Consider the following 25,849-nt stretch of genomic DNA (forward strand, 5'->3'; position numbering starts at 1 on the left):
GAACCATGTTCCGGCCCCCTTTTTATATCTGTATGGAGCCCATGTGCAGCTGAGCAATCAAGACGCCGAACGCCTCGTCAAGGAAGGCTATGACGCCCTCCAGCGCGGTCAGGCGACGATCGCGCGAAGCCGTTTCGAGGCCGTCACGCAAAGCGGCCGTGCCAATGGCCAGGTCTGGTTGCTCCTCGCGGTCGCGTGCCGTGCCGACAACGACAACGGCGCCGAAGAAAGAGCACTGGATCGGTTGCTTGCGCTGGAGCCGCAAACCGTCCGCGGCCATATCATGAAGGGCGATTGCCGCGCGCGCGCGGGCGATGATCGGGGCGCGCTCCGCCACTATGAAATCGCGGGACTTATCGCCAAGAACCAGAATTTGCCTGCCGACCTGCAGGCCGAGTTGCAGCGCGCCGAGGCGTGGGTGGCGAAATTCAACGCCCATGTCGTCGAGGAGCGCGAGGCCAAGCTGGTCGAGCGTGGCTTCCCACCCGAAAAGCGCAGCGCAAGATTCCAGGCATCGCTCGATATTCTAGCGGGTACGCGGCGGATTTTCGTGCAGGAGCCGACCGGATATTATTTCCCCGGCCTGCCGCAGATCCAATTTTACGATACCGCGGATTTCGACTGGGTTCCAGCCGTCGAAGCCGCGACAGCCGCGATCCGGGAGGAGCTTGTCGCACTTCTGTCGGCCGGGGCCGAAGGCTTCAGGCCTTATATGCAGGCGCATGCCGATCGACCGCGCGCCGATGTGAATCCCCTGCTCGACAACAATGACTGGAGCGCCTTGTTCCTGTGCGAAAACGGCCAGATGTCAGACGATGTCATCGCCCGTTGCCCCGCGACATGGGAGGCACTGCAGGTGGCGCCGATGCGGCGCATCACCAATTCGCCCACCGTGATGTTCTCGCTCCTGCGCCCCGGCGCGCGGATTACGGCCCACACGGGCACACATAATGCGCGGCTGATCTGCCATCTGCCGCTGATCGTCCCGCCGAATTGCCACTTCCGCGTCGGAAACGAGGTGCGCGAGTGGGAAGTAGGCAAGCTGCTGATATTCGACGATTCGATCGAGCATGAAGCGTGGAACGACAGCGACGAGGATCGCGTCGTACTGATTTTCGATATCTGGCGCCCCGAACTCAGCGAACAGGAGCGGAAGGAAATTGCCGCGCTGTTCCTCGGCGCTCTGGACGGGTAGCCGCATGTCGGCCGACGTCAGGAAACGCGGGATCGAATTGCTCGCCGCCGGACAGGCTCAGGCCGCGGTCGACCTGATGGTTGCCGGCGCCAAGGCTGGCGATGCCGGAGCTCTTTACGAGCTTGCGCTCTGGCACGTCTACGGCACCCCGGTCGCGCGCGATTTCACCATAGCGCGCGCGCTGTTCGAGCGCGCGGGCCAAGCCGGCCACGCCGAAGGCGCCGCCACGCACGCCGTATTCGTCGCAATGGGTGCTGGGGGGCCAGCCGACTGGCCGACGGCGCGCACGCTGGTCGAGAAGGCAGCGCAAACCGATCCGGATGCCGCGCGACAGGCCACTCTGATCGCCGCGATGGACCTGAAACCCGATGGCACGCCCGCCGTGCTGGCCCCACCCGAAATATTATCCGCATCGCCGCACGTCGCCGTCGCGCGCGCTCTGCTCACTCCCGACGAAGGAAAGCATGTCGCCAAGCTTTCGCAGCCGCGGCTGACGCCGTCGGTCGTGGTCGATCCCCGTACCGGGCGCCAGTCGCCGCATCCGATCCGGACCTCGGAAGGCACCGTGCTCGGACCGATCCAGCAGGATCTTGTCACCCATGCGCTCAACCTGCGGTTCGCGGCGATCACCGGCACCGGCGTTCGTCAGGGCGAACCGTTGTCGGTGCTGCGCTATGCACCGGGACAGCAATATCGCCTGCATCATGATTGCCTGCCAGGCGAGCCGAACCAGCGTATCCTGACGCTGATTGCCTATCTCAACGATGATTATGCGGGCGGCGCAACGGGCTTTCCGAAAAACGCGATCGAGTTTCGGGGGCAGGCCGGCGATGCGCTGATCTTTGCCAATACCCTGCCCGATGGTCGCGCCGACGAACGCAACCGCCACGCGGGCCTGCCTGTCACGCAGGGCGAGAAATGGGTCGCGACACGCTGGATCCGCGCGCGCGATTTCGACCCGTGGGGCATGTATCGCGGTTGATTACAGCCAGTGGCGCTCGAACCGCGCGCCGAGGCCCGTCAACAGCTCATATTGCGACAGGCCGCTGCGCGCCGCCGTCGAGGGCAGATCATAGTCGAGCGCAAGCCAGTCGCCCTCAGCCAGCCCGTCGGCGTCGCCCGCGTCGAACGCGATCAGATCCATCGACACGCGGCCGACGAGCGGCAATTCGCGGCCTTGCCAGGTCGCGCCGCCCTGCCCGGCATGGCAGCGCAGATAGCCGTCGGCATAACCCATGTTGGCAACGGCGACACGGCCGTCTGCAGGCGCCGTCCAGGTCGCGCCATAGCCAACCGTCTCCCCCGCGCGCACGTCGCGAATCTGGAGCACGCGCGCTTCGGGAAAGGCGACCTGCCGGATATGCCCCGCCGCCTCGGGCCTCGGAACGCCGCCATAGAGCGCCAGCCCGGGCCGCGTCAGGTCGAAGCCGTAGTCGGCGCCAAGGCAGATGCCCGCACTGTTGGCGAGACTGTAGCGCCGCGCGGCCACACGCTGGCGGACCGTCTGAAACGCGGCAAGTTGCTGTGCATTCTGCGCACTATCCTCGTCGGCGGAGGCAAGGTGGCTGAGCAAGGTATCGATCACGAGCCCGTCGAGCGCGCCGCCCAGCGCCTCCTCGACGCGCAGGCCCAGCCGGTTCATCCCCGTGTCGACCATGACGTCGCACGGACGCCCTTCGCCGGCCTGCCGCCAGCGCACAACCTGTTCGGCGCTGTTGAGAACGGGCTTCGCGGGAAGCGTGCGTGCCGCGACCATATCACTCTCGCCGACTCCGTGAAGCACCGAAAGCGAGACCTCGCCGGCGAGCGGAATCAGCGCCGCGGCCTCGACCCAGCTTGCGACGAAGAAATCTCGGCATCCTGCCGCCGCCAGATGTTGCATGACTTTACGCGCGCCGAGGCCGTAGCCGCCCGCCTTGATCGCGGCGCCGCACGCCTTGCCGCCCTGCGCCGCAAGCCACTGCCAGTTCCGGACGAGCGCGACGGAATCGAGGCGGAGGCGAAGCGGCGAAGCGATGTCGATCATCGCTTCGCCCTAGACGGCTTTGGAGACAGCGCCAATGGGGGTCAGGTGGTGCCGGGCTTATCCCACTGATCCTTCGCAGGTTCCTGCAGCATGAAGGCCGAGACGAGGAAGGCGACGAGCACGACGCCCCAGGTATACCAGAGCCCGGCATAGGCATTCCCCGTTACCGCCGCGATCAGGCTGGCGATAAAGGGCAGGAAACCGCCGAAATAGCCGGTCCCGATATGATAGGGGATCGACAGCGACGAATAGCGGACGTGCGGCGGGAACATCTCGGAGAGCAGCGCCGCGACCGGACCATAGGTAAAGCCCGACAGCGCGCTGAGACCGAGGAGCGCGAGCAGGATCACCGCAAGGCTCATAGGCCCCGGAATCTGCTTCTCGAAATTATAGCCCTTGGCTTCGAGCGCCGGTTTCAGCACCGCGGGATCCTCGCCCGCGACCTCGCGGTCGCCGATATGGATCTTCACCGTGTCGAAGGCGTCGCCCGAAGCCACCACCTTGTACGGCACACCCAGCTTGGTGAGTTCGGCAATCGTGCGGCCACACGCCGTCGTTTGCGGCCCTTGCGCGAAGGGATTGTACGAACATTGGCTGCCGGTGACGACGACGGGCGCTTTGGCGGCCGCGGCCTTGAGGTCGGGATTGGCGACGCTGCCCATCCACCAGAAGAGCGGAAACAACAGCACGAGCGTCGCCGCATAGCCCCAAACGATCGGCTTCTTGCGCCCGATCTTGTCGGAGAGATGCCCCGCCCACAGGAAGAAACCCATGCCAAGCGCGGCGGCCACCCCGACGATGATTTCCGCCGCCGTATCCTCGACCTTCATCGGCCCTTTCAGAAAGGCAAGGCCCGAGAACATCGCGGTATACCAGATGACCGTCAGACCCGCTGCGATGCCGAACAGCGCGACGAAGATACGCTTCGGATTGCCCGGATAGGTGAAGCTTTCCTTGATCGGATTCTTCGCAATCTCACCCTCGGCCTTCATCGCCTGAAAAACCGGGCTCTCGGAAAGTTTGAGCCGCATCCAGAGTGAAATCGCGAGCAGCACGATCGAAAGCAGGAACGGCACGCGCCACCCCCAGCTTTGCCATATCGCGTCGGACATCGCAGCCTTGCAGCCGAGCACGACGATCAGGCTGAGTACGAAGCCGCCGACGACGCTCGCCTGGATGAAGCTGGTGTAGAAGCCGCGCTTTTCGGGCGGCGAATGCTCGGCGACATAGACCGCCGCGCCGCCATATTCACCGCCAAGCGCCAGCCCCTGCAGCACGCGGAGCAGGATCACGATGATCGGTGCCGCGATACCGATCGTCGCGGCGGACGGGATCATTCCGACGCCGGCAGTCGCAATGCCCATCAGGGTGACGGTAACGAGGAAAGTATATTTGCGCCCCAGCCGGTCGCCGAGAAAGCCGAACAGCACCGCGCCCAAGGGCCGGAACCCGAAGCCCACCGCGAAGCCGGCCCAGACGAGCAGCACCTCCAGCGTCGCATTGTCGCTGGGGAAGAAAGCCTTGCCGATGATCGCCGCCAGCGTGCCGTATATGAAGAAATCATACCATTCGAAGATCGTCCCCGCCGACGAGGCGGCGATGACCATGCGGATATCTTTCGAAGTCGGCTGATAGGCCGCGCCATGATCGGCGACGGCGGCTGCGTCGGTCATATACTCTCCCCTGCCCCTTGCGGGCCTTTGCGCCATCTCTAGCGGGCGCCGGAACGCGCGCAAGCCTTCTTGGCGTAGCGTCAAAGCAGTGGCAGACTGGCGCGATGACCCAGTTCATCGACCTTTCGATCCCGATCACCAACGACGTCGTATCCGACCCGCCGGTGATGCGCCCGCAGATCACCTATATGACCCACGAGAACACGTGGGAGCAGATCGCGATGTTCTTTCCGGGCCTGACGAAGGACGACCTGCCCGACGGCGAAGGCTGGGCGGTCGAGAGCCTGACGCTGAGCACGCATAACGGCACGCACATGGATGCGCCCTGGCATTTCCACTCGACGACCGACGAGGGCGCCAGCGCCGCGCCGAGTATCGACGAAGCGCCGCTCGACCTGTTCTTCCGTCCGGGCGTGAAGCTGGACTTTTCGGACCGGCCCGCCGGCCACGTCGTGAGCGGCGCCGAGGTCGAGGCCGAACTGGCGCGGATCGACCACAGTCTCCAGCCGCTCGACATCGTGCTCGTCCAGTCGGGCGCGGTCTATGGCACCGACAATTTCACCGATCAGGGCTGCGGCATGGGCGCCGAGGCGACGCTCTATCTGACGGAACGCGGCGTGAAGGTGGTCGGTACCGATGCGTGGAGCTGGGACGCGCCGTTCAGCCACACCGCAAAGCGCTGGGCCGAAACGCGCGACCCCTCGATCATCTGGGAGGGCCACAAGGCGGGCCGCATCAAGCCCTATTACCAGATCGAGAAGCTGACCAACCTCGCCGCCCTGCCCCCGACTGGCTGGACGCTGAGCTGCTTTCCCGTGAAGATCGAACGCGCGAGCGCAGGCTGGATCCGCGCGGTGGCGCTGATCGACGCCTAGATCTCGAAGCTTCCCAGCAGCGGGAGCAGTGCGGTGACTGCGGTATAGACGAAGGCGGCACGACGCAGCGAAGGGCGATAGCTTCTTCGCAGGAACAGCCACACGAACAAGATCGGGACAGTCTGCATCCCGAGCAGCAGCCAGAGATCGAGCGGTCGATAGTCGGTGTCGACCATCAAAGATTCTGCGTAGCCAGCATCCACAGGGTCCATCCGCTCAGCGCAACCAGGGTCGCCCAGGTCGCGATCACCCCGATCTGTCGCGTTACCGGCGGCTTGCCCGGCTCGACCGGCGCATGCAGCCCCGCGATGTGGGCGACACGGCCGATCAGGAAAAGCGCACCGATCATCATCAGCGCCATATGGTTGGCGCGCGCCATCTCCAGCAAGCCGAGCAGAATGACCACGATCGGCGCATGTTCGGCGAGATTGCCATGGCTCCGGCTCGCGGCGATCAGCTTCGCATCGCCATGGTCGCCAAAGGCAGCGCTCAGCCTCAGCCGCTGGCGAACCGTCAGGATCGCAGTGAACAATAGCAGCAGCGCGCAAACGGCCGCGACGAAGGCTGTAACCGGTAAAGTCATGATCTTCTCCCCCTTTTCCCCGCTCGCAGCCTAGGGCGGTCGTTCGTCGAACGCCACTGGCAAGTTTCCGATGAAACCTTACCTTCTTGCCCGCGAATTTGACCGGGGAGTGACATCGATGACCATCGCAGAGGCTACGCCCGATTTCGAGGCGGACCGCAGCGACCGCGCGTTTCTGGGGCACCCGAAAGGCTTGGGCTACCTCGCGTTTGTCGAGGGCTGCGAGCGCTTTTCCTATTATTCGATGCAGACCCTGCTCGTACTCTACATGGTCAAATATCTGCTGCTGCCCGAGAATGCGGCGGGCGTTATCGGGCTGGAGGCGCTGCGCGGCTGGTACGGCGGAATCGACGGCCAGCCCTTCGCGTCGAAAATCTTCGGCGACTATACCTCGCTCGTCTACCTAACCCCGATCGCGGGCGGCTTCATCGCCGACCGCTGGCTCGGGCGGCGCGCGACGCTGATCCTCGGCGGCGTCTTCATGGCGGTGGGTCACTTCCTCATGGCGTTCGAGAGCGCCTTCCTGTTCGCGCTGCTCGCGTTGATCGTCGGCGTGGGGCTGTTCAAGGGCAATATCGCTAGTCAGGTCGGCGAACTCTACAAGCCCGAAGACCTGCGCCGCGCGATGGCGTTCCAGATCTTTTACATCGCGATCAATGTCAGCGTTATCGTCGCGCCGCTGATTTCGGGGACGCTTGGCGAGAAAGTCGGCTGGCACTGGGGGTTCGGGACCGCCGGCGTCGTGATGGTCGCGGGCCTCATCCTCTACCTTTACGCCAAGCCGTGGCTTCCCGCCGAGAGCCGCGAACTGCGCGCCGAGAAGGCCCAGGTGCCCAAGGAGCCGCTGACGAAAAACGACTGGGCACGCATCATCGCATTGCTGATCCTCGTTCCAGTTCTCGCAGTCGCCCTGCTCACCAATCAGGAGATTTTCAACGCCTACCTCGTCTGGGCTGACGAGCATTTCCAGCTGACCTTCTTCGGCACCACATTACCCACCAGCTATATGATCACCATCGATGCAACCGCGAGCTTCAGCATGCTGATCGCGGTCGCGGCCTTCTATGTCTGGTATGGCAGGCGGTGGAAAGAGCCCGATGAGCTTGGTAAAATGATCATCGGCAGCGTCTTCACCGTCGCCGGCGGGCTCTGCCTGTTCATGGCGGCGGCGACGCAGGGAGACGGCAAGATCGGACTGTTCTGGCCCCTGATGTTCCACCTGTTCAACAGCATCGGCTTTGCGCATATCCTGCCCGTCAGCCTCGCGCTGTTCACCAAGGTTGCGCCGCGCGCGCTCAACGCAACGGTGGTGGGGATCTATTACCTCGCCTTCTTCGGCGCGAACAAGATCGTTGGCGAGGTCGGCGGCTGGTATTCATCGATGCCGACGACCACCTTCTGGCTCTTCCACGTCGCGACCGCCGCGGTCGGACTGGTTGCTTTCGTGCTGTTCAAGCTGCTTCTTGCGAAGCGGCTGGTAGGCGAACCCGCCGCCTAGAAGAGCCGCGATCCGTTCGGAACCGGACGGTCGGGGGCGAAGAGGATCACCTCGCCCGCCTCGTCTGCAAAGCCTAGGGTCAACACCTCGGACATGAACTTGCCGATCTGGCGCGGCGGGAAGTTCACGACCGCCGCGACCTGACGTCCCGGCAGATCTTCGAGCGCGTAGCGCGACACGATCTGCGCGCTGCTCTTCTTCACCCCGATCGCGTCCCCGAAGTCGATCTTCAGCTTGAACGCCGGCTTGCGTGCCTCGGGAAAAGGTTCGGCCTCGATGATGGTGCCGATGCGGATGTCGACGCGGAGGAAATCGTCGAAACCGATCAAATCGGCAGCGGGCGCCCCGCTATCGTGGTTCAGATGCATGGGCCCTCCTATCGGCCGTAAACGCGGCCCGACTGCGCGAGCCGCTGGCGCGCCGTGTTGCCCGGCACCGCTACGCAGACGGCCGGGTCATAGGTCTTGCCGATCGCCGCACTGGCCGCCTCGACGAAAATTTCGACCTGCGTCTGGCTATAGCCGCTCGGGATATAGCGGACCCAATAGCCGTCGGGATGGCGGCTCCACCGCGACGACGGCGTGTCGATGCTTCCCGCCCCGCGCGGCGCCGCGCCGGCGAGCATCGCGACACGCTCCATATCCTGATAGGCGAGCGACGGGCCCGAGAACATGTTCCGCATCCGCGATTCCGCTTCCATGACGGTGCGGAGCGGCTCGGGAACGCCGCCCGTCAGCCGCTGGAATTCGGAGCTCGTCACGATCGACAGCGCGCTGCGGTTGAGCGACGCGATCTGTTTCGCGGTCAGCAACTGGCTCGCGACCAGTTTGAGGTCACCGTTCAGATTTTCGAACTTCGACCGCGCGACGATCGCCCACAGCAACAGCTGGATATCGTGCTGCGCGATCTGCGGCTTGGCGACGCTGTTCTGCAGGATGCTGGTGACGGCATCGCGCGCCGAGCCCTTGAGCGGCGCATAGAGATAGCCGTCGCCGCCGCCCGGTCCGTGCGTTCCGGCGTGGAGGCAATAGCTCTGCGCCGACATCTTGTGATACCCTGCGGCAAGGACGAAGCCGCCGAGCGGGCTGCGCTGCAGCGCCGCCATGTTGCCGGCCCGCGGCGCTTTCCAGCCGTCACGCGACGGATCGCCATAGATGGCGTCCTTGATGTTCGTCGACACGGGTTCGGGACCGCTCAGCACCTTCGGCAGCTTTGGCGTGCCGAGGCCCTTTACCACATTGCCGAGATCGCCGAACTGCGCGCGCGCCGCGCCATGCGTTGCGATCAGCCCCGCGAAGACCGAGCCAGCCAGAAAGTTACGCCGAATCATTATCTTGCCCCCGTTCAATTTCGAACGAGGGCGATAACAGCCCCGCGACCTTTACTCCATCTCCAGGATCACTGCGTCGACGGCCAGGCTGTCGCCCTGCGCCGCATTGACGCTCTTCACGACGCCCGACTTCTCGGCGCGGAGGATATTTTCCATCTTCATCGCCTCGACCGTCGCGAGTGGCTGGCCCGCCTCGACCTTGTCGCCCTCACCGACGTGCAGCGTGACGAGCAGGCCCGGCATCGGGCAGATCAGGAACTTGGACAGATCGGGCGGGATCTTTTCGATCATGTGCGAGGACAGCGGCGCGATATGCCACGGCAGCACGCGCACGTCGTGGATGTGCCCGCGGGTCGTCATCTTCCAGCCGGTGCGCGTCCTGGCGACCTTCACCGCGAGTTCGCTATCATCGATCTCGGCAACGACGAGACGGTCGCCCGGCGTATATTCGAGTGCGATATCGATGCGTTCGCCGTCGACCTTCAGATGCTTCTCGCCGATCTTGACCTTGTGCGCGGTGCCATCGATCGACACGTGCCACTTCGCGGGCGGCTCGAGCCGGTCGCCGAGTTGGCCATCGGTGCGGCGCGCACGGTCGGCTTCGGCCGACGCCATGAAGCCCGCAATCGCTGCGAGAGCGCGCGTGACTTTCGCGTCGGTCGATGCGCCGTGGAAGCCTTCGGGATATTCCTCGGCGATGAAGCCGGTGGTGAGCTCGCCCGAGCGGAAACGCGGGTGCTGCATGATCGCCGAGACGAAATCGATATTGTGACCGAGCCCTTCGAGTTCGAACCGGTCGAGCGCTGCGATCTGCAGGTCGGCGGCTTCGTCGCGCGTCTTGCCCCAGGTGACCAGTTTGGCGATCATCGGGTCGTAGAAGATCGACACTTCGCCGCCCTCCTCGACGCCCGCATCGACACGCACGCCATCGACGCCGCGCTCATCGCCGTCCCACGCGGGAACGGGCGTGCGGTAACGCACAAGCCGCCCGGTCGAAGGCAGGAAGCCGCGATAGGGATCCTCGGCATAGACACGGTTCTCGATCGCCCAGCCGTCGATCTTGATGTCGTCCTGCGTCAGCTCGAGTTTCTCGCCCGCGGCGACGCGGATCATCTGCTCGACCAGGTCGATACCGGTGATCGCTTCGGTCACCGGATGCTCGACCTGCAGGCGCGTGTTCATTTCGAGAAAGTAGAAGCTCTCGCCCGTCGGGTCGGCGCCCGACACGATCAGCTCGACCGTGCCCGCGCTGTAATAGCCGACCGCCTTCGACAGCGCGACGCACTGCTCGCCCATCGCCTTGCGCATCTTGGGCGTCACGAACGGCGACGGCGCCTCCTCGACGACCTTCTGATGGCGCCGCTGGATGCTGCACTCGCGCTCGTTGAGATAGAGCACATTACCGTGCTGGTCGCCGAGGATCTGGATCTCGATATGGCGCGGGTTGAGGATGAACTTCTCGATGAAGACGCGGTCGTCGCCGAAGCTGTTGAGCCCCTCGCGCTTGGTCGCCTCGAAGCCTTCGCGGACGTCCTTTTCGTCATAGGCAAGGCGCATGCCCTTGCCCCCGCCGCCGGCGCTGGCCTTCATCATCACGGGATAGCCGATCTCGTTCGAAATCTCGACCGCATGCTCGGTGTCGCGGATTTCGCCGACGAAGCCGGGGACGACGTTGACGCCCGCTTCCTTGGCGAGCTTCTTCGACTCGATCTTGTCACCCATCGCGGCGATCGCGTTCACCGGCGGGCCGATGAACGCGATATTTTCCTTGGCGAGTGCTTCGGCGAAGCTCGTACGTTCGGACAGGAAGCCATAGCCCGGATGCACAGCTTCGGCGCCCGTCGCCTTGCATGCGGCGATGATCTTGTCAGCGATCAGGTAGGATTCGGACGCGGGCGACGGCCCGATATGCACCGCCTCGTCCGCCATCTGCACGAACGGCGCGCGCGCATCGGCGTCCGAATAGACGGCGACGGTCGCGATGCCCATGCGGCGCGCGGTCTTGATGACGCGGCAGGCGATTTCGCCGCGGTTGGCGATCAGGATTTTCTTGAACATGGCCCTCAATATTCCTCGATCAAATCTTTGAGTTGTTTGGTCCGCGCTTCCGTCAGCTGCGTCATGCACCCGCTGAACACCATCGGTTCGGCAGAGCCGCCGCGCATCGTGTAGCCCTCGCCGGTGCAATGCTTGTCGCGATAGGTCAGCCACGCGCGCTGCGCCGCGAGCAGCGTGTCGAAATAGCCGGCGCGATTGTCCTGCGTGCGGTCGAAATCGGCGTCTATCGCCTTCATGCGCGCCGAGGTAATCTTCCACTGCGCGTTCATCGCGGCGTCAGCGCGCTCATAGTCCTGATAGGCGCAGGCATTGAGTTCGACCTGCGCCATCGCATTGTCGCAGTCGATCTTGGGTTCATCAACCGTGGCCGCGAGCAAGAGAAGAGCCGCGGCGATCATTCGGCGGCCTCCGTCAGCACACCCTGCCGCATCGGCTCTTCGCTCACCATCGGGACGATCCCCAGTTTCGCGAACAGCGCCGCGTCGGCATTGTCGCCGCGGTTGCCGGTCGTCAGCAGCTTGTCGCCGGTAAAGATGCTGTTCGCGCCCGCCATGAAGCACAGCGCCTGCGTCGCCTCCGACATGCTTTCGCGCCCTGCCGACAGTCGGACCATCGATTTGGGCATGGTGATGCGCGCGACGGCGATCGTGCGGACGAACTCGATATCATCGATCTTCGCGAGCGGGGTGTCGGCGAGCATGTCGCCGAGCACGGTGCCCTTTACCGGCACCAGCGCATTGACCGGCACGCTTTCGGGATGGCGTTCGAGCGTCGCGAGCGCGTGAATGAAGCCGACGCGATCCTGCCGGTTCTCGCCCAGCCCGACAATCCCGCCCGAGCAGACATTGATCCCGGCATTGCGGACTTCCTCGAGCGTGTCGAGGCGATCCTGGAAGGTGCGGGTCGAGATGATATTCTCGTAATTCTCCGGGCTCGTGTCGATGTTGTGATTATAATAATCGAGCCCCGCGACCGCGAGCGTCTGCGCCTGCTCCTTGTTGAGCATGCCCAGCGTCATGCAGGTTTCCATCCCCATCTGGCGCACGCCCTCGATCATCTCGACGATCGCGGGCATGTCGCGGTCCTTGGGGTTGCGCCAGGCGGCGCCCATGCAGAAACGCTTCGAGCCCGAATCCTTCGCCTGCGCCGCAGCCTGCAGCACCGCGCGAACGTCCATCAGCTTCGTCGCCTTCAGGCCGCTGTCGGCATGCTTCGACTGCGAGCAATAGCCGCAATCCTCGACGCAGCCGCCGGTCTTGATGCTGAGAAGCGTGCAGAGCTGCACCTCGCCGCGCGCATGATGGCGGCGGTGGACGCTCTGCGCCTCCCACATCAGTTCGTCGAACGGCAAATCGAACAGGTCGGCGATTTCCTCGCGCGTCCAGTCGGTGCGGATGATGTCCTGCGTCATGCGGGAAGCCCTTTCAGGAAGAGATAGAGAAATGCGCCGACGCCGAGCGACAAGGCGATCGGCGCGCCGGTGCGATAGAAGGTCAGCCATTTGCCTTGAGCTTTGCCCGTCGCCTTTTGGCGTACGACTTCGCTGGTACCGCTGAACGCCATCAAGGCAGCAAAACCGACCAGCACGATCACCGCGATCATCGGTTCCTTCTCGGCCCCGTCGGCTCTCGTCCCTGTCGAGATCGCGAGCACGCCCCCGAGCGTCAGGATCGACAGCGAGGTCAGATGCTTGAAATAGTCATAGAGATACGCCGAACCATCATGAAGTTCGGGCGTCACCGCAACCTTGGCCTCGTCCAGATCGTCGCTCACGCGGCATCCTCCAGCGGCGGCATATTGTGGCCGAGCAGGCGCAGCACGTCGGCGGCGCATTCGACAACGTTCGAGCCGGGGCCATAGATGCCCTGCACTCCGGCGTCGCGCAGATAGTCATAATCCTGCGGTGGAATAACGCCGCCCGCGATCACCTTGATGTCGGTGCGGCCAGCTTCGCGCAGCTTGCCGATCAGTTCCGGGATGAGCGTCTTGTGGCCGGCGGCAAGGCTCGAGGCGCCGACGACGTCGACGCCGCTGTCGAGCGCGAGCACGACGGTCTCCTCGGGGGTCTGGAACAGCGGCCCCGACACGACGTCGAAGCCCATGTCGCCGAAGGCCGAGGCGATCACGTTGGCGCCGCGATCATGGCCGTCCTGCCCCATCTTCGCGACGAGCAGCTTGGGTTTGCGCCCCATGCGGCGTTCGACCGCTTTCACACCGTCGAGAACCTGCTGCCAGCGGCTGTCGCCTTCATAGGGAGCAGCATAGACGCCCTTCACCGGGGTCGGCTGGGTGCCATAGCGCTGGAAACTCTCCTCCATCGCCGACGAGATTTCGCCGAGCGTGGCGCGCGCCCGCGCGGCTTCGACCGCGTGCGCGAGAAGATTATTCTCGATCGACTGTTCGCCTGCGGCGGCGTCGCGCAATGCCTTGAGCGCGGCCTGACAGGCGGCTTCGTCGCGGTTCGCCTTGGTCTTGTTGATCCGCGCGACCTGCGCCTCGCGGACCTTGGTGTTGTCGACCTCGAGCGTCTCGAGCAGATCCTCGTCCTTCAGGCGATATTTGTTCACCCCGACGATCACGTCATCGCCGCGGTCGACGCGCGCCTGCCGCGACGCGGCGGCCGTCTCGATCATCGCCTTGGGCCAACCCGCCGCCACGGCCTTCGCCATGCCGCCTTCCTTTTCGACGCGGGTGATGATCTCCCACGCCTGATCGACCAGTTGCTGCGTCAGAGCCTCGACATAGTAAGAACCGCCGAGCGGATCGACGACCTTGGTCATCCCGGTCTCTTCCTGGATGACGATCTGGGTGTTGCGCGCGATGCGGGCCGAGAAGTCGGTCGGCAATGCGATCGCCTCGTCGAGCGCGTTGGTATGCAGCGACTGCGTTCCGCCCAGCATCGCCGCCATCGCCTCGATCGTCGTGCGCATGACGTTGTTGTACGGATCTTGCTCGGTGAGCGACACGCCCGACGTCTGGCAGTGGGTGCGGAGCATCTTGCTGCGCTCGTCCTTGGCGCCGAGGTTGGTCATCACGCGGTGCCACAGAACGCGCGCGGCGCGCAGCTTCGCGATCTCCATGAAGAAGTTCATGCCGATCGCGAAAAAGAAGCTCAGGCGCCCGGCGAACTTGTCGATGTCGAGGCCACTGGCGACGCCATAGCGCACATATTCGGCGCCGTCGGCGATGGTGAAGGCCAGCTCCTGCACCTGCGTCGCGCCGGCTTCCTGCATATGGTAGCCGGAGATCGAGATGCTGTTGAACTTGGGCATTTCGCGGCTGGTGTAGCCGAAGATGTCCGAGATGATCCGCATACTGGGCTCGGGCGGGTAGATATAGGTGTTGCGGACCATGAACTCCTTGAGGATGTCGTTCTGGATGGTCCCGTCGAGCAGCTTGCGTTCGACCCCCTGCTCTTCGCCCGCGACGATGAAGAAGGCGAGTATGGGGATCACCGCACCGTTCATCGTCATCGAAACCGACATCTGATCGAGCGGAATGCCGTCGAACAGGATCTTCATATCCTCGACGCTGTCGATCGCGACCCCCGCCTTGCCAACGTCGCCGACGACGCGCGGATGGTCGCTGTCATAGCCGCGGTGCGTCGCAAGGTCGAACGCGACCGACAGGCCCTTCTGCCCCGCGGCAAGGTTGCGTCGATAGAAGGCGTTCGATTCCTCGGCGGTCGAGAAGCCTGCATATTGCCGGATCGTCCACGGCCTCCCCGCATACATCGACGCGCGCACGCCGCGCGTGAAAGGGGCAAAGCCGGGCAGGCCGGGATCGGTCGTAACGTCCTCGGCCGTATAGAGCGGCTTGACGTCGATCCCCTCGGGCGTCGCCCAAATGAGGTTCTTGCCCTTCACTTCCTTGTCGGCGGCGGCGGCCCATTGGTCGAGGGTCGGTTTGTCGGTCATATGCAGTCTCGTTTCATGATCCCCGGCGCGAGCCGGCGTCTCGTGCAGTCATGGCCCCCGGCATGCGCCGGGGATCACAAATCAATGCGCCTCTTTGGGCGTTTCCATAATCTCGGTCAGCACCCCGCCCATATCCTTGGGGTGGAGGAAGAAGATCAGCGTCCCGTGCGCGCCGATGCGCGGTTCGCCGAGGACGCGCTTGCCCAGCGCCTCGAACTCCGCCTTGGCGGCGTGAATGTCGGGAACTTCATAGCACATGTGATGCTGCCCTCCTGCGGGGTTCTTTTGCAGGAAGCCGGCGATCGACGCATTGCCCGGCAATGGTTCGATCAGCTCGATTTGTGTGCCGTTCAGCGCGCCGTCGGCGCCGGGCGTGTCGACAAAGCAAACCTTCACGCCCTGATCGGGCAGGTCGAAGGGCTCGTGAATCCTGGTCGCCCCCATCACATCGCGGTAAAAGACGATGCTGTCGGCGATCGACGGCGTCGCGACGCCGATATGATTGAGGCGACCCAGTTTCATTCCATTCTCCTCAGCAGCCCGGGACTTTTTCGGGGCCCACGAGCGCATATTTTCCGTCTTTCAGCACATATTGCTGCTTGAAGGACTTGGTGCCGGTATAGCCGACGGTGAAGCTCTTGCCCGGCACCGCAGCGACGATCTGGCCGTCATATCCCTGCTCGATCTGGCCCGACCCGGCGCCCGAGCTCATCGCGTCGGTAAAGCTTCCGCGATCGACCGGCCCCGCGGGGGTCAGTTCGGTCACGACCGCGCTGCTGATCAGGCAGCCCTGCCAAACGCCGCCACCCGCAGTGACGAGATAGGGGTTCGCCGCGAGCAGATTGGTGAAGGCCCAGCTCGTCGCGCCATTGCCGACGGTGCCGACCGCGCCGACATCCATCCACTCGCCTTGCTTCACCCAGCCCGTCGGGCTTCCCTTCAGATAGTGGATCGCGTTCACGCCGCCTTCGCTGTGCCCGGCATCCTCCAGCGATCCGACGCTCAGCAACACCGCAACATTGTTCGCCATCGTATGGATCGCGACGGGGCGGAAATGATAGGTCCGCTCGTCGATCTCGCGCGCCGCTTCGGGCGCCGCGCCCTTCTCCAGCCCGAAGGCGGTGCGGAAGGCGGCGGCGATCGTCGTATTTTCCTCATCGCCAAGCTTGACCGGGAAAGCCTCGGGCTTTTCGCCGACCGGCGTGTCGGGATCGAAGGCCCATGCAGCAGGCGCCGCGGCCAGAAGCGGAAGGATCGACAGGGGGAGAAGAAGCTTACGCATTTTCAAACCTCATTGTAAAATCAATACCATCGCGGCAGCGTAGCCGCTTCCGGTTCTTGCCTCCACCCCGGCAGCGACGATGTGCCGTGCATCACAAGTGATGCACAACATGCGCAGTCTCTCGACTTCATATAGCTTTCACAATCCATCCAATTGTTACCGCGACCCCTCCAAAGACAAACAGCAAACCAAAAGCCGCAAAAGACCGAATACCCCACCGAGCCAACGAGAAGGCTAAGGGATTAGTCGCGCGTTCAATCCTAGTACCAAGGCCATTGGTAACGAATCCTGCGTCATCCCATCGTTTGCCCATCGCCCAAGCCGCGCGCACGATCATACAGGCGCAGAGCGTCCATAAAATCGAAACAAGCGCCCACACCCACTCCACTTCGATCACCTACAGCGGGATATTGTCGTGCTTCTTCCACGGGTTCTCGAGTTGCTTGTTCCGCAGCTTCCGCAGCCCCAGCGCGATCCGGCGGCGCGTCGAGTGCGGGTAGATCACCTCGTCGATATAGCCGCGCTGCGCCGCGACGAAGGGGTTCGCGAAGCGGTCCTCATATTCCTTCGTGCGCTCGGCGATCTTTTCGGGGTCGCCGATATCGCTGCGGAAGATGATCTCGACCGCGCCCTTCGCGCCCATCACCGCGATCTCGGCGGTGGGCCACGCATAGTTGAGGTCGCCGCGCAGATGCTTCGATGCCATCACGTCATAGGCGCCGCCATAGGCCTTGCGCGTGATGACCGTGATCTTCGGCACCGTCGCCTCGGCATAGGCGAAGAGCAGCTTCGCCCCATGCTTGATGATGCCATTATATTCCTGCGCCGTGCCCGGCAGGAAGCCGGGAACATCGACGAAGGTCAGGATCGGGATCTCGAACGCGTCGCAGAAGCGGACGAAGCGCGCGGCCTTCTTCGACGAGTTGATGTCGAGCACGCCCGCGAGCACCAGCGGCTGGTTCGCGACGATGCCGACGGTGCGGCCTTCGATACGGCCGAAACCGCAAATGATGTTCGCGGCATGCGCCGGCTGCACCTCGAAGAAATCACCCTCGTCGACCGTTTTGCGGATCAGCTCGTGCATGTCGTATGGCTGGTTCGCGTTCGGCGGGATCAGCGTGTCGAGACTCTTGTCCTCGCGATCATAGGGGTCGCTCGTCGGACGGACCGGAACGCCGCTACGGTTGTTTTCGGGCAGATAGTCGAAGAAGTCGCGCGCTGCGAGCAGCGCCTCGATATCGTTTTCGAGCGCGAGATCGGCAACCGAGCTCTTCGTCGTGTGCGTGATCGCGCCGCCGAGCTCTTCCTGCGTCACGACTTCGTTGGTCACCGTCTTCACGACGTCGGGGCCGGTGACGAACATATAGGATGAGTCCTTCACCATGAAGATGAAGTCGGTCATCGCGGGACTGTAAACCGCACCGCCCGCGCAGGGGCCCATGATCAGGCTGATCTGCGGCACCACGCCCGAGGCGAGCACATTCTTCTGGAACACGTCGGCATATCCGCCGAGCGAAGCAACGCCTTCCTGAATACGCGCACCGCCCGAGTCATTGAGGCCGATGATCGGCGCGCCGACGAGCATCGCCTTTTCCATCACCTTGCAGATCTTCTCCGCATGGCGCTTCGACAGCGAGCCACCAAATACGGTGAAGTCCTGGCTGAAGACATAGACGAGACGGCCGTTGATCGTGCCCGATCCGGTGACGACGCCATCGCCCGGAATCTTCTGATCCTGCATTCCGAAATCGACGCAGTCATGCTCGACATAGGTGTCGAGCTCCTCGAACGATCCCTCGTCGAGCAAGACGAGCAGGCGTTCGCGCGCGGTCAGCTTGCCCTTCGCATGCTGCGCATCGATGCGCTTCTGCCCACCACCCAGAGCGGCGGCGGCACGGCGGGCTTCCATTTCGGCGATATTGGCGGACATACGCGTACCTTCCGTGAAATTTAAATCGCCGTCTGCCCCTCAGCGGGCGCGGATGCAAATGCGAATTTGCAAAGTTGCAAAGTTCTGGTTTGCAAAGTATCTGCCCTCGTATTCGTTCGTGTCGAGCGAACGGGGATGGAGAAGCTTAAAGATGACCCCAACCCGTCTCTACGCTGGGCGACAACTTCGCGCACTTCGGGAAACCCGCGCGCTCCGACAGTCCGACTTCGCGGCGCAACTCGGCATCTCGGCCTCCTATCTCAGCCAGATCGAGCATGACGATCGTCCCTTGACCCCCGCGCTGCTCGACCGGCTGCAAAAGCTGTTTCCGCTCGAATGGGAAGAGGTAGCGGCCGAAACGGGCGACCGCCGTGCCGGCGCGCTGCGCGAAGCGGCGGCCGACCCGCTCTTCGCAGCCTCGCCGCTCCCGCCCGACCAGCTCGAACGCGCCGCGCTTCAGCAGCCAGGGCTCGCCGACCAGTTCGTTGCGCTTCACGCGGCCTACCGCCGCGCGGGGCAGCGATTGCAGATCATCGACGAGGCGCTGACCGGCGGCACCGCCGAGGGCAGCCGCCTGCCGTGGGAAGAGGTGCGCGACTGGTTCCACGATGCCGGCAATTATATAGACAGCATCGACCGCGCCGCTGAGGCGCTGGCAGGGCAACTGCGCGGCCGCGAACCCTCGCCCGCGATCGAAACGATCGAGCGGCGCCTGCGCGATGCGCTCGGTATCTCTATCGTCTATAATCAGGCGCAGGCCTTGCGCGACTTTGACGCGACGATGCGGCACTTGGTGATCGACCCGTCGCAGCCTGCCGAGACACGCCGTTTCCAGCTCGCGCACCAGCTCGCCGCGCTCGCCCTCGCGAACGAGATCGCGGCCGTGGTCGAGGCCTCGCCGCTTCGCACCGCTGCGGCGCGCCAGCTGCTGCACGTCGGGCTCGCCAACTATGCCGCGGGCGCGGTGCTGATGCCCTATGGTCCGTTCCGCGCCAGCGCCCGCGCCGTGCGCCACGACATCGACCGACTGCGCCTCGAATATGGGGTCAGCTTCGAACAGGCATGCCACCGTCTTTCGACGCTCCAGCGCCCCGGCGCGCGCGGCATTCCGATGTTCTTCTGCCGCGTCGACATGGCGGGCAATATCACCAAACGGCACAGCGCGACGCGGCTGCAATTTGCCCGCTTCGGCGGCGCGTGCCCCTTGTGGGTGGTGCACGAAGCCGCCGCGATCCCCGACCGCATCCTGTTTCAGCTCGCCGAGACGCCCGACGGCCAACGCTATGTCTCGATGGCGAAGGGGCTGGTGAAACCGTCGGGCAGCTATGCACGCAGCCCGCGCCGCTACGCGGTCGCGCTGGGGTGCGAGGCGCAATATGCCGCCGATTTCGTCTACGCCGACGGGGTCGATGTCGAGGCACCGCAGGCGGCGGCGCGGATCGGCTTGTCGTGCCGTATCTGTCCGCGCGACGACTGCGACCAACGCGCCTTCCCGCCGAGCGATCGCCCTATCCTCGTCGATCCCGACCGGCGCGGGGTTGTTCCCTACCGGATCGGCTAGCCCGCGATCTCCAGTTCCTCGTCGAGGAAATCGAGGAAGGCGCGAATGCGCGCGGCGGCGCGATCTTCGGGCGCGTAGAGCGCGTGAATATCCTCTCCGTCACCGGGGTTGTAGCCGGGCAGCACTTCGACGAGCCGCCCCGCCTTCAGATCACCTGCGACGTGAAAATGCCCGTGGCGCGCGATACCGCCCCCGGCGACCGCCATCTGCCGCACGACTTCGCCCGAATTGCCGAAGAAGCTGCCGTGAACGGGACGCTGGACGGTTCTGCCGTCGATGCGAAAGGGCCAGCTGTCGACCGAGCGTCGAAAACTGAAGCGCAGGCAGTCATGGGCATCCAGATCGTCGGGAGTCTGTGGCGTGCCGCGGCGGGCAAGATAATCGGGGCTGGCGACCAGAACCATCCGGCTGTGCCCGAGCTTCTTGGCGCGAAGGCTCGTATCGCGCAGCGGGCCGATCCGGATCGCGACGTCCGCCCGCTCTTCGACCAGATCGACGATCGCGTCTGACAGCGCCAAGTCGATGACGATGTCGGGATAGCGCGCTGTGAAGCGTGGCATGATCGGCAGCAGGCCCATGGTGCCGATCGACGGCGAGGCGTTGATGCGCAGCAATCCGCGTGGCCCCTGCCCCTCCTGCCCAAGCCCCGCCTCGACCGTCGCGATGTCGGCGAGCAGCACGCTCATCCGCTCGCGATAGGCCTGCCCCTCGGCGGTCAGCGCCAGCGAACGCGTCGTGCGCCGCATCAGCGTGACGCCAAGGCGCTGTTCGAGCCGCGCGATGCTGCGGCTGACCGCGGAGGGCGTGAGCCGCAACGCCTTCGCCGCCGACGCGAGGCTGCCGCCGTTCGCCACTGCCAGAAACGTCTCGATATCGCCGAACCGGTTGTCCATCACCATTCCTGATTCTGAATCATCACTGAAGTGATGAAGCGCATTCTAATCAACAATGGCACGGAACGCTATCTTCGGACCATCGAACAAGAACCAAGGCGTGAAAGGAACTCACTCATGGACCTCAAACTCAAGGGCAAGACCGCCATCGTCACCGGATCGACCGCGGGCATCGGCTTCGCGATCGCCAAGCGCCTCGCCGAAGAAGGCGTCGACGTCGTCATCACCGGGCGCAACCAGACGAAGCTGGACGAAGCGGCCGCCGAACTGGCGAAATCTGGCACGATCCGCGCCGTCCTCGCCGATCCTGCGACCGCCGAAGGGGCAGAGGCGCTGATCGCCGCGGTCCCGGCAACCGACATCCTCGTCAACAATCTCGGCATCTATGAAGCCAAGCCCTTTACCGCGATCAGCGACGCCGACTGGCACCATCTCTTCGAGGTCAATGTCGTGAGCGGCGCGCGGCTGTCGCGGCACTATTTCCCGAAGATGCTCGAAAACAACTGGGGCCGCGTGATCTTCATCGCGAGCGAAAGCGGCCTGCTGCCGCCCGCAGAGATGATCCATTACGGCATGACGAAGACGGCGCAGCTCACGATCGCGCGCGGGCTTGCCGAGCAGACCCGGGGCACCGGCGTCACGGTCAACAGCGTGCTGCCGGGACCGACGCGCTCCGAAGGTATCACCGATTTCATCCGTTCGGTCGTCTCGAACCCCGATGCGTCCGAAGCCGAACGCGAGAAAGCCTTCTTCGAAGAGCTCCGCCCGCTGTCGCTGATCCGCCGCCTGATCGAGGCGGACGAGATCGGCGCGATGGTCACCTATCTCGCGAGCCCGCTCGCCGCTGTCACCAACGGCGCCGCGATCCGCGCCGAAGGCGGGATCGTCCCGACGATCGCCTGACATGTAATCCCCCTCCCGCAGGCGGGAGGGGTTGTAGCATCAGACCTTCACGATCCCGCGTTCGATCAGGCTGTGCGCCGTTGCGAGCACAGCCTCTTCGGGCGTGTGCATCGTCCAGCCGAGCGTCTTTATCGCATGGCTGCTGTCGCCGCCGCGGACATTACCGAGTTCGGCGACGAGCTGTTTGAGTTCGGGTCGCACCAGCGCGAACAGTTTGAGCAGCCAGTCGGGCATCCTTCTGGTCGGCACCTTCTTCGCCTGATCGCCGAGGTTGGCGCGCAGGATGTCCGCCACCTCGATCATCTTCAGGAACGGCCCCGAACAGACATAGCGCTCGTCGCGGATACCCGGCGCAGTGAGCGCCCGATAATGGAGATCGGCGACATCGCGCACGTCGATCGTGCCGAAACCGATGTCGGGACACATCGGCACCTTGCCCTCGAGCAATTGCTTCACGACCTCGATCGAGGTCGACAGATCGTCCGACAGCAAAGGCCCGAACACCGCAGCCGGGTTGACCGACGCAAACTCGATTTCGGGCGCCTCGGCCTTGGCCCAGTCGCGGGCGGCGCGCTCGGCGACGGTCTTGGATCGCGGATAGGGCATGACCCCGGGGTTATCGAGGTTGGTCCAGTCCGCCTCATTATAGAGATCGCGCGCCCGGCCATGGCCATAGGCAATCGCCGCCATCGACGAGGTCAGGACGAAACGCGTCACCCCCGCCGCCTTCGCAAAACGCAGCGCGCGAAGGGCACCCTCGCGCGCCGGAACGATCAGATCGTCGGCATGTTTCGGAACATCGAGCGGAAAGGGCGACGCGACATGCGCGACATGGCTGCACCCGGCCATCGCCTCTGCCCAGCCAGCGTCATTCTCCAGATCGGCGGCGAAGAAATTCAGCTTGCTGTTGTCGACCTGCAGCCAGCCGCGAACCTCGTCCTCGCGCTTCAGGCTGCGCACCGTCGTGTTCACGGTCCAGCCGTTCGCGATCAGCTGCCGGATCAGGAAGCCCGCGATATATCCGCTGCCTCCGGTAACCAATGCCGTTCCCGTCATGCGCCCCTCCCTCGCGTGTCGGGAAGAGAATAGCGCATGAGGGTTGCAGGTCGAAACCCTATTTCAGCAGCACCAGCTCCTCGGCCATGCTGGGGTGCAACGCTACGGTGGCGTCGAAATCGGCCTTGGTCAGCCCCGCCTTCACCGCGATTGCCGCTGCCTGTAGAATCTCCGGCGCGTCGGGGCCGATCATGTGCAGTCCGACGACCTGATCGGTCGCGGCATTGACCACCATCTTGTAGAGCGCGCGTTCGTTGCGCCCGGCGAGGACATTCTTCATCGCGCGGAAATCGCTGGTGTAGATGCGTACCGATCCCAGCTTGTTGCGCGCCTCGGCCTCGGTCATGCCGACCGCGCCGATCGGCGGATGGCTGAACACCGCGCTCGGGACATTCGCATAATCGACGACGGTCGGCTTACCGCCGAATACACTGTCGGCGAACGCCTGACCTTCGCGGATCGCCACCGGGGTCAGCTGGATGCGGTTGGTGACGTCGCCGACGGCATAGATGCTCGGCACCGACGACTGGTTCGTCTCGTCGACCTTGATCGCGCCGTCCGCGTCGAGTTCGACCCCGATGGCCTCAAGTCCGATGCCCTTGCTGTTCGGCACCCGGCCTGCAGCCACAAGCACGGCGTCGGCCTGGATCGGATCACAGCCTTCGAGATGGACCGTGAGCGATCCATCGTCATTTTTCTCGATCGACCGGAACGGCGCATTGAACTTGAAATCGATACCCTTGGTCATCGAAATCTGCAGCAGCCGGTCGCGGATCTGCTCATCATAGCCGCGCAGGATCGTGTCGCCGCGATTGGCGACCGTCACCTTGCTGCCGAATTCGTTGAAGATGCCCGCGAATTCATTGGCGATATAGCCGCCACCCGCAATCACGACGCGCTTCGGCAGCGTATCGAGATGGAAAACCTCGTTCGAGGTGATCGCATGTTCGCTACCGGGAAACTCCGGCACATGCGGCCAGCCGCCGGTCGCGATCAGAATGCGCTCGGCGCTGAGTTCGGTTCCGTCGGCAAGGCGTATCTTTTGCGGCCCGACGATCGTCGCGCGGGTCTTGAAGACCGTGACCTTGTGATTGTCGAGCGTCTGGCCATAGAGACCCTCGAGCCGGTCGACCTCGGCCAGCACATTGTCGCGCAGCACCTGCCAGTTGAATGTGCAGTCGGAAACCTCCCAGCCGAATTTGCGCGCGTCGTGGATATCCTCGGCGAAATGCGCGCCATAGACGAGCAGCTTCTTGGGCACGCAGCCGCGGATGACGCAGGTGCCGCCGACCCGATATTCCTCCGCCACCGCGACGCGCGCGCCATGCGAGGCCGCGATGCGCGACGCGCGCACGCCGCCCGAACCCGCACCGATGACGAAAAGATCGTAGTCGAACTCGCTCATGCAAAACCCCTGAAGATGTCCGCTGACATTCGCAGCCGCCGCCTATGTGGTTACGCGGGCGCGGCTTGCCAATCGAATTTTGCGGTCAGCCTCATTCGCCGAGCGCGGCTGCCATCAGCGCCTGTGTCGCGGGATCGAACTCGATCGTCCCCTCGGCCAGCCCCTTCGCCATTTCCTTGCCCAGCTCGACCCCGAACTGGTCGAACGGGTTGATGCCGAGCAGGACGGCGTTGGCGAAAACACGATGTTCGTAGAAGGCGATCAGCGCGCCAAGGCTGCGCGGTTCTACCTGATCGAGCAGGATTGTCGTCGACGGGCGATTGCCCGGATAGGCGCGCGCGCCATCGTCGCTGGTCCGGCCCGTCATCAAAGCCGCGCCCTGTGCGATGCAGTTGGCGACGAGCGTTTCGTGATGCGCGTCGTCGAGCAGATGATCGGGCTCGCGCGCGACGACGAATTCGACCGGGGTCAGATGCGTGCCCTGATGCAGCAGCTGGAACACCGCATGCTGCGCATCGGTGCCGACGCCGCCCCAGGTGATCGCCGCACTCTGCTGCACCAGCGGCTTGCCGTCGAATGTCACCGATTTGCCGTTCGATTCCATCTCGAGCTGCTGAAGGTAGGAGGGCAGCAACCGGAGCCGCTCGTCATAGGCAAAGACCGCCCGCGTCTGACAGCCGAGGCGATTCGTATAAACCTGATCGACGAAAGCGGCGAGCAGACAGATATTGTCGGCTCCGTCGGCCAGCCGGAAATGGCGGTCCATCTCGGCCGCGCCTTCGAGCAGATCGGCGAAAGCATCCCAGCCGAGTGCCAGCGCGGCGGGAAAGCCGATCGACGACCAGAGCGAATAGCGGCCGCCAACGGTCTCGCTGAACGGCAGGATGCGCGTTTCGTCGATCCCCCATTCCATCGCGCGCTCGGGCATGGCCGTGAGTGCGATGAAGCGGCCGAGCGGATCATCGACCCCGCCCTCTTCCAGCCATTGCAGTGCCGAGGCGGCGTTGAGCAGCGTCTCCGTCGTGGTGAATGTCTTCGATGCGACCGCGACCAGCGTATAGGCCGGATCGAACTTTGCGAACGCCTCCGCCAGTGCGGCGCCATCGACATTCGAGACCACCGCAACATCATAGCGTTCGCTATGGCGGCCGAGCGCGTCGACGAGCAGGTCGGGGCCAAGCGCAGATCCGCCGATACCGATATGGAGCAGATGGCGGATCTCGCCGAACGCGCCGGCCTCGATCGCATCGACCATCATCCGCATCCGCTGGTGCAGCGCCTGCGCGACATGGACGGATTCGGGCGAGCCTTCGCCGCGTTCGGCACTATGTTCGGCGGCGCGATTTTCGGTCGGGTTGGCGATACCGCCCGCGAACAGCGCCTTGCGGCGCCCCGCAAAATCCTGCGCCTCGGCCAGACCCGACAGGATCGCGAGCGCCTCTCCGTCGAGATGCGTTTTCGCGAAATCGAAGCGGATATCGGCAACATTGCGGACCAGCGCCTGCAAGCGCGCCTCCGGATCGTGCGCGACCAGATCGACGAGCTTTTTCGGTTGCCAGGCGGAGAGCGCTTGCCACGCTTCGGTCGGGGTGGTCATCGAATTTTCCTTATGTCCTTGATCGGGACTTCCATAGGCCCGCGACCGGCGCCGCGCCAGCGTCATC

At 64.2% G+C, this 25,849-nt stretch carries 24 protein-coding genes; 6 read left to right on the top strand and 18 right to left on the bottom strand.

Features of this window, described 5'->3' with window-relative positions:
* Positions 1-43 precede the first annotated feature (43 nt).
* Together ACQY80_RS17160 and ACQY80_RS17165 are read left to right on the top strand one after the other, a co-directional pair.
* Complete coding sequence (locus ACQY80_RS17160; RefSeq protein ID WP_428682024.1) at positions 44-1,195, top strand: aspartyl/asparaginyl beta-hydroxylase domain-containing protein; 1,152 nt, start codon at positions 44-46, stop codon at positions 1,193-1,195.
* Positions 1,196-1,199: 4 nt separating this feature from the next.
* Positions 1,200-2,177 (top strand): 2OG-Fe(II) oxygenase, encoded by a 978-nt coding sequence (locus tag ACQY80_RS17165; RefSeq protein WP_428682026.1) that lies wholly within the window; start codon positions 1,200-1,202, stop codon positions 2,175-2,177.
* On the opposite strand, the gene alr is transcribed toward ACQY80_RS17165, so the two are convergent.
* Complete coding sequence (gene alr, locus ACQY80_RS17170; RefSeq protein ID WP_428682028.1) at positions 2,178-3,221, bottom strand: alanine racemase; 1,044 nt, start codon at positions 3,219-3,221, stop codon at positions 2,178-2,180. It lies immediately after the preceding gene.
* 41 nt (positions 3,222-3,262) lie between these two features.
* Positions 3,263-4,894 carry an MFS transporter gene (locus ACQY80_RS17175; RefSeq protein WP_428682030.1) on the bottom strand — a complete coding sequence of 544 codons (1,632 nt, stop codon included), beginning with the start codon at positions 4,892-4,894 and terminating at the stop codon, positions 3,263-3,265.
* A 104-nt stretch (positions 4,895-4,998) separates the two neighbouring features.
* Here ACQY80_RS17175 and ACQY80_RS17180 point away from each other — a divergent pair, with 104 nt between their 5' ends.
* A complete protein-coding gene (locus ACQY80_RS17180) occupies positions 4,999-5,769 on the top strand; it encodes a cyclase family protein (RefSeq protein WP_428682032.1) in 771 nt (256 codons plus the stop codon).
* On the opposite strand, the gene ACQY80_RS17185 is transcribed toward ACQY80_RS17180, so the two are convergent.
* Positions 5,766-5,945, bottom strand: coding sequence for a hypothetical protein (locus ACQY80_RS17185; protein ID WP_428682034.1), 180 nt, complete (start codon positions 5,943-5,945; stop codon positions 5,766-5,768). The genes ACQY80_RS17180 and ACQY80_RS17185 overlap by 4 nt on opposite strands.
* Positions 5,945-6,352 (bottom strand): MAPEG family protein, encoded by a 408-nt coding sequence (locus ACQY80_RS17190; RefSeq protein ID WP_428682036.1) that lies wholly within the window; start codon positions 6,350-6,352, stop codon positions 5,945-5,947. The genes ACQY80_RS17185 and ACQY80_RS17190 overlap by 1 nt, the downstream gene beginning before the upstream one ends.
* A 118-nt stretch (positions 6,353-6,470) precedes the next feature.
* Between ACQY80_RS17190 and ACQY80_RS17195 the strand changes: the two genes are divergently transcribed.
* Positions 6,471-7,850: a peptide MFS transporter gene (locus ACQY80_RS17195; RefSeq protein ID WP_428682038.1), complete on the top strand. Its 1,380-nt coding sequence runs from the start codon at positions 6,471-6,473 to the stop codon at positions 7,848-7,850.
* On the opposite strand, the gene ACQY80_RS17200 is transcribed toward ACQY80_RS17195, so the two are convergent.
* The 10 genes from ACQY80_RS17200 to ACQY80_RS17245 form a co-directional block, all read right to left on the bottom strand.
* Complete coding sequence (locus ACQY80_RS17200) at positions 7,847-8,218, bottom strand: tRNA-binding protein (protein ID WP_428682040.1); 372 nt, start codon at positions 8,216-8,218, stop codon at positions 7,847-7,849. The genes ACQY80_RS17195 and ACQY80_RS17200 overlap by 4 nt on opposite strands.
* A gap of 8 nt (positions 8,219-8,226) precedes the next feature.
* On the bottom strand, positions 8,227-9,180 hold the full coding sequence (locus ACQY80_RS17205) for a hypothetical protein (RefSeq protein WP_428682042.1): 954 nt from the start codon (positions 9,178-9,180) through the stop codon (positions 8,227-8,229).
* Between the two features lie 51 nt (positions 9,181-9,231).
* A complete protein-coding gene (locus ACQY80_RS17210; RefSeq protein ID WP_428682044.1) occupies positions 9,232-11,238 on the bottom strand; it encodes a biotin carboxylase N-terminal domain-containing protein in 2,007 nt (668 codons plus the stop codon).
* A 5-nt stretch (positions 11,239-11,243) separates the two neighbouring features.
* On the bottom strand, positions 11,244-11,636 hold the full coding sequence (locus ACQY80_RS17215) for a lysozyme inhibitor LprI family protein (protein WP_428682046.1): 393 nt from the start codon (positions 11,634-11,636) through the stop codon (positions 11,244-11,246).
* Complete coding sequence (gene bioB / locus ACQY80_RS17220; protein ID WP_428682048.1) at positions 11,633-12,649, bottom strand: biotin synthase BioB; 1,017 nt, start codon at positions 12,647-12,649, stop codon at positions 11,633-11,635. The genes ACQY80_RS17215 and bioB overlap by 4 nt, the downstream gene beginning before the upstream one ends.
* Positions 12,646-13,011, bottom strand: a complete 366-nt coding sequence (locus ACQY80_RS17225) for a hypothetical protein (protein ID WP_428682050.1) — start codon at positions 13,009-13,011, stop codon at positions 12,646-12,648. The genes bioB and ACQY80_RS17225 overlap by 4 nt, the downstream gene beginning before the upstream one ends.
* Complete coding sequence (gene scpA / locus ACQY80_RS17230) at positions 13,008-15,155, bottom strand: methylmalonyl-CoA mutase (protein ID WP_428682052.1); 2,148 nt, start codon at positions 15,153-15,155, stop codon at positions 13,008-13,010. Before scpA ends, ACQY80_RS17225 begins: the two co-directional genes overlap by 4 nt.
* Before the next feature lie 81 nt (positions 15,156-15,236).
* Positions 15,237-15,677: a methylmalonyl-CoA epimerase gene (gene mce / locus ACQY80_RS17235; protein WP_428682054.1), complete on the bottom strand. Its 441-nt coding sequence runs from the start codon at positions 15,675-15,677 to the stop codon at positions 15,237-15,239.
* A 10-nt stretch (positions 15,678-15,687) separates the two neighbouring features.
* Positions 15,688-16,437, bottom strand: a complete 750-nt coding sequence (locus ACQY80_RS17240) for a hypothetical protein (RefSeq protein WP_428682056.1) — start codon at positions 16,435-16,437, stop codon at positions 15,688-15,690.
* A 397-nt stretch (positions 16,438-16,834) separates the two neighbouring features.
* Positions 16,835-18,367, bottom strand: coding sequence for an acyl-CoA carboxylase subunit beta (locus ACQY80_RS17245; protein ID WP_428682058.1), 1,533 nt, complete (start codon positions 18,365-18,367; stop codon positions 16,835-16,837).
* Positions 18,368-18,518: 151 nt separating this feature from the next.
* Here ACQY80_RS17245 and ACQY80_RS17250 point away from each other — a divergent pair, with 151 nt between their 5' ends.
* The gene (locus ACQY80_RS17250; protein ID WP_428682060.1) at positions 18,519-19,928 is read left to right on the top strand and encodes a helix-turn-helix domain-containing protein; all 1,410 of its coding nucleotides are present in this window, start codon (positions 18,519-18,521) and stop codon (positions 19,926-19,928) included.
* Here ACQY80_RS17250 and ACQY80_RS17255 read toward each other — a convergent pair.
* Positions 19,925-20,821 (bottom strand): LysR family transcriptional regulator, encoded by an 897-nt coding sequence (locus ACQY80_RS17255; protein WP_428682062.1) that lies wholly within the window; start codon positions 20,819-20,821, stop codon positions 19,925-19,927. The two genes, ACQY80_RS17250 and ACQY80_RS17255, sit on opposite strands and share 4 nt — an antisense overlap.
* Positions 20,822-20,938: 117 nt before the next feature.
* On the opposite strand from ACQY80_RS17255, the gene ACQY80_RS17260 reads away from it, so the two are divergent.
* Positions 20,939-21,724: an SDR family NAD(P)-dependent oxidoreductase gene (locus ACQY80_RS17260; RefSeq protein ID WP_428682064.1), complete on the top strand. Its 786-nt coding sequence runs from the start codon at positions 20,939-20,941 to the stop codon at positions 21,722-21,724.
* 39 nt (positions 21,725-21,763) lie between these two features.
* Here the strand turns inward: ACQY80_RS17260 and ACQY80_RS17265 are convergent, their stop codons facing one another.
* The 3 genes from ACQY80_RS17265 to pgi all read right to left on the bottom strand — a co-directional run bounded on the left by ACQY80_RS17265 (position 21,764) and on the right by pgi (position 25,782).
* Positions 21,764-22,780 carry an NAD-dependent epimerase/dehydratase family protein gene (locus ACQY80_RS17265; RefSeq protein ID WP_428682066.1) on the bottom strand — a complete coding sequence of 339 codons (1,017 nt, stop codon included), beginning with the start codon at positions 22,778-22,780 and terminating at the stop codon, positions 21,764-21,766.
* A 58-nt stretch (positions 22,781-22,838) separates the two neighbouring features.
* Positions 22,839-24,185, bottom strand: coding sequence for a glutathione-disulfide reductase (gene gor / locus ACQY80_RS17270; protein ID WP_428682068.1), 1,347 nt, complete (start codon positions 24,183-24,185; stop codon positions 22,839-22,841).
* 91 nt (positions 24,186-24,276) lie between these two features.
* Positions 24,277-25,782 carry a glucose-6-phosphate isomerase gene (pgi, locus tag ACQY80_RS17275; RefSeq protein WP_428682070.1) on the bottom strand — a complete coding sequence of 502 codons (1,506 nt, stop codon included), beginning with the start codon at positions 25,780-25,782 and terminating at the stop codon, positions 24,277-24,279.
* Positions 25,783-25,849: the final 67 nt, after the last annotated feature.

Origin of the sequence: Sphingopyxis sp. (assembly GCF_965279755.1) — a bacterium.
In the GTDB taxonomy this organism is placed as follows: domain Bacteria; phylum Pseudomonadota; class Alphaproteobacteria; order Sphingomonadales; family Sphingomonadaceae; genus Sphingopyxis.

Bases quoted from the DNA above. Each gene is read 5' to 3' on its own strand.
- ACQY80_RS17165 (WP_428682026.1), top strand. From the start codon at position 1,200: ATGTCGGCCGACGTCAGGAAACGCGGGATCGAATTGCTCGCCGCCGGA.
- alr (WP_428682028.1), bottom strand. From the start codon at position 3,221: ATGATCGACATCGCTTCGCCGCTTCGCCTCCGCCTCGATTCCGTCGCG.
- ACQY80_RS17175 (WP_428682030.1), bottom strand. From the start codon at position 4,894: ATGACCGACGCAGCCGCCGTCGCCGATCATGGCGCGGCCTATCAGCCG.
- ACQY80_RS17180 (WP_428682032.1), top strand. From the start codon at position 4,999: ATGACCCAGTTCATCGACCTTTCGATCCCGATCACCAACGACGTCGTA.
- ACQY80_RS17185 (WP_428682034.1), bottom strand. From the start codon at position 5,945: ATGGTCGACACCGACTATCGACCGCTCGATCTCTGGCTGCTGCTCGGG.
- ACQY80_RS17190 (WP_428682036.1), bottom strand. From the start codon at position 6,352: ATGACTTTACCGGTTACAGCCTTCGTCGCGGCCGTTTGCGCGCTGCTG.
- ACQY80_RS17195 (WP_428682038.1), top strand. From the start codon at position 6,471: ATGACCATCGCAGAGGCTACGCCCGATTTCGAGGCGGACCGCAGCGAC.
- ACQY80_RS17200 (WP_428682040.1), bottom strand. From the start codon at position 8,218: ATGCATCTGAACCACGATAGCGGGGCGCCCGCTGCCGATTTGATCGGT.
- ACQY80_RS17205 (WP_428682042.1), bottom strand. From the start codon at position 9,180: ATGATTCGGCGTAACTTTCTGGCTGGCTCGGTCTTCGCGGGGCTGATC.
- ACQY80_RS17210 (WP_428682044.1), bottom strand. From the start codon at position 11,238: ATGTTCAAGAAAATCCTGATCGCCAACCGCGGCGAAATCGCCTGCCGC.
- ACQY80_RS17215 (WP_428682046.1), bottom strand. From the start codon at position 11,636: ATGATCGCCGCGGCTCTTCTCTTGCTCGCGGCCACGGTTGATGAACCC.
- bioB (WP_428682048.1), bottom strand. From the start codon at position 12,649: ATGACGCAGGACATCATCCGCACCGACTGGACGCGCGAGGAAATCGCC.
- scpA (WP_428682052.1), bottom strand. From the start codon at position 15,155: ATGACCGACAAACCGACCCTCGACCAATGGGCCGCCGCCGCCGACAAG.
- mce (WP_428682054.1), bottom strand. From the start codon at position 15,677: ATGAAACTGGGTCGCCTCAATCATATCGGCGTCGCGACGCCGTCGATC.
- ACQY80_RS17240 (WP_428682056.1), bottom strand. From the start codon at position 16,437: ATGCGTAAGCTTCTTCTCCCCCTGTCGATCCTTCCGCTTCTGGCCGCG.
- ACQY80_RS17245 (WP_428682058.1), bottom strand. From the start codon at position 18,367: ATGTCCGCCAATATCGCCGAAATGGAAGCCCGCCGTGCCGCCGCCGCT.
- ACQY80_RS17250 (WP_428682060.1), top strand. From the start codon at position 18,519: ATGACCCCAACCCGTCTCTACGCTGGGCGACAACTTCGCGCACTTCGG.
- ACQY80_RS17255 (WP_428682062.1), bottom strand. From the start codon at position 20,821: ATGGACAACCGGTTCGGCGATATCGAGACGTTTCTGGCAGTGGCGAAC.
- ACQY80_RS17260 (WP_428682064.1), top strand. From the start codon at position 20,939: ATGGACCTCAAACTCAAGGGCAAGACCGCCATCGTCACCGGATCGACC.
- ACQY80_RS17265 (WP_428682066.1), bottom strand. From the start codon at position 22,780: ATGACGGGAACGGCATTGGTTACCGGAGGCAGCGGATATATCGCGGGC.
- gor (WP_428682068.1), bottom strand. From the start codon at position 24,185: ATGAGCGAGTTCGACTACGATCTTTTCGTCATCGGTGCGGGTTCGGGC.
- pgi (WP_428682070.1), bottom strand. From the start codon at position 25,782: ATGACCACCCCGACCGAAGCGTGGCAAGCGCTCTCCGCCTGGCAACCG.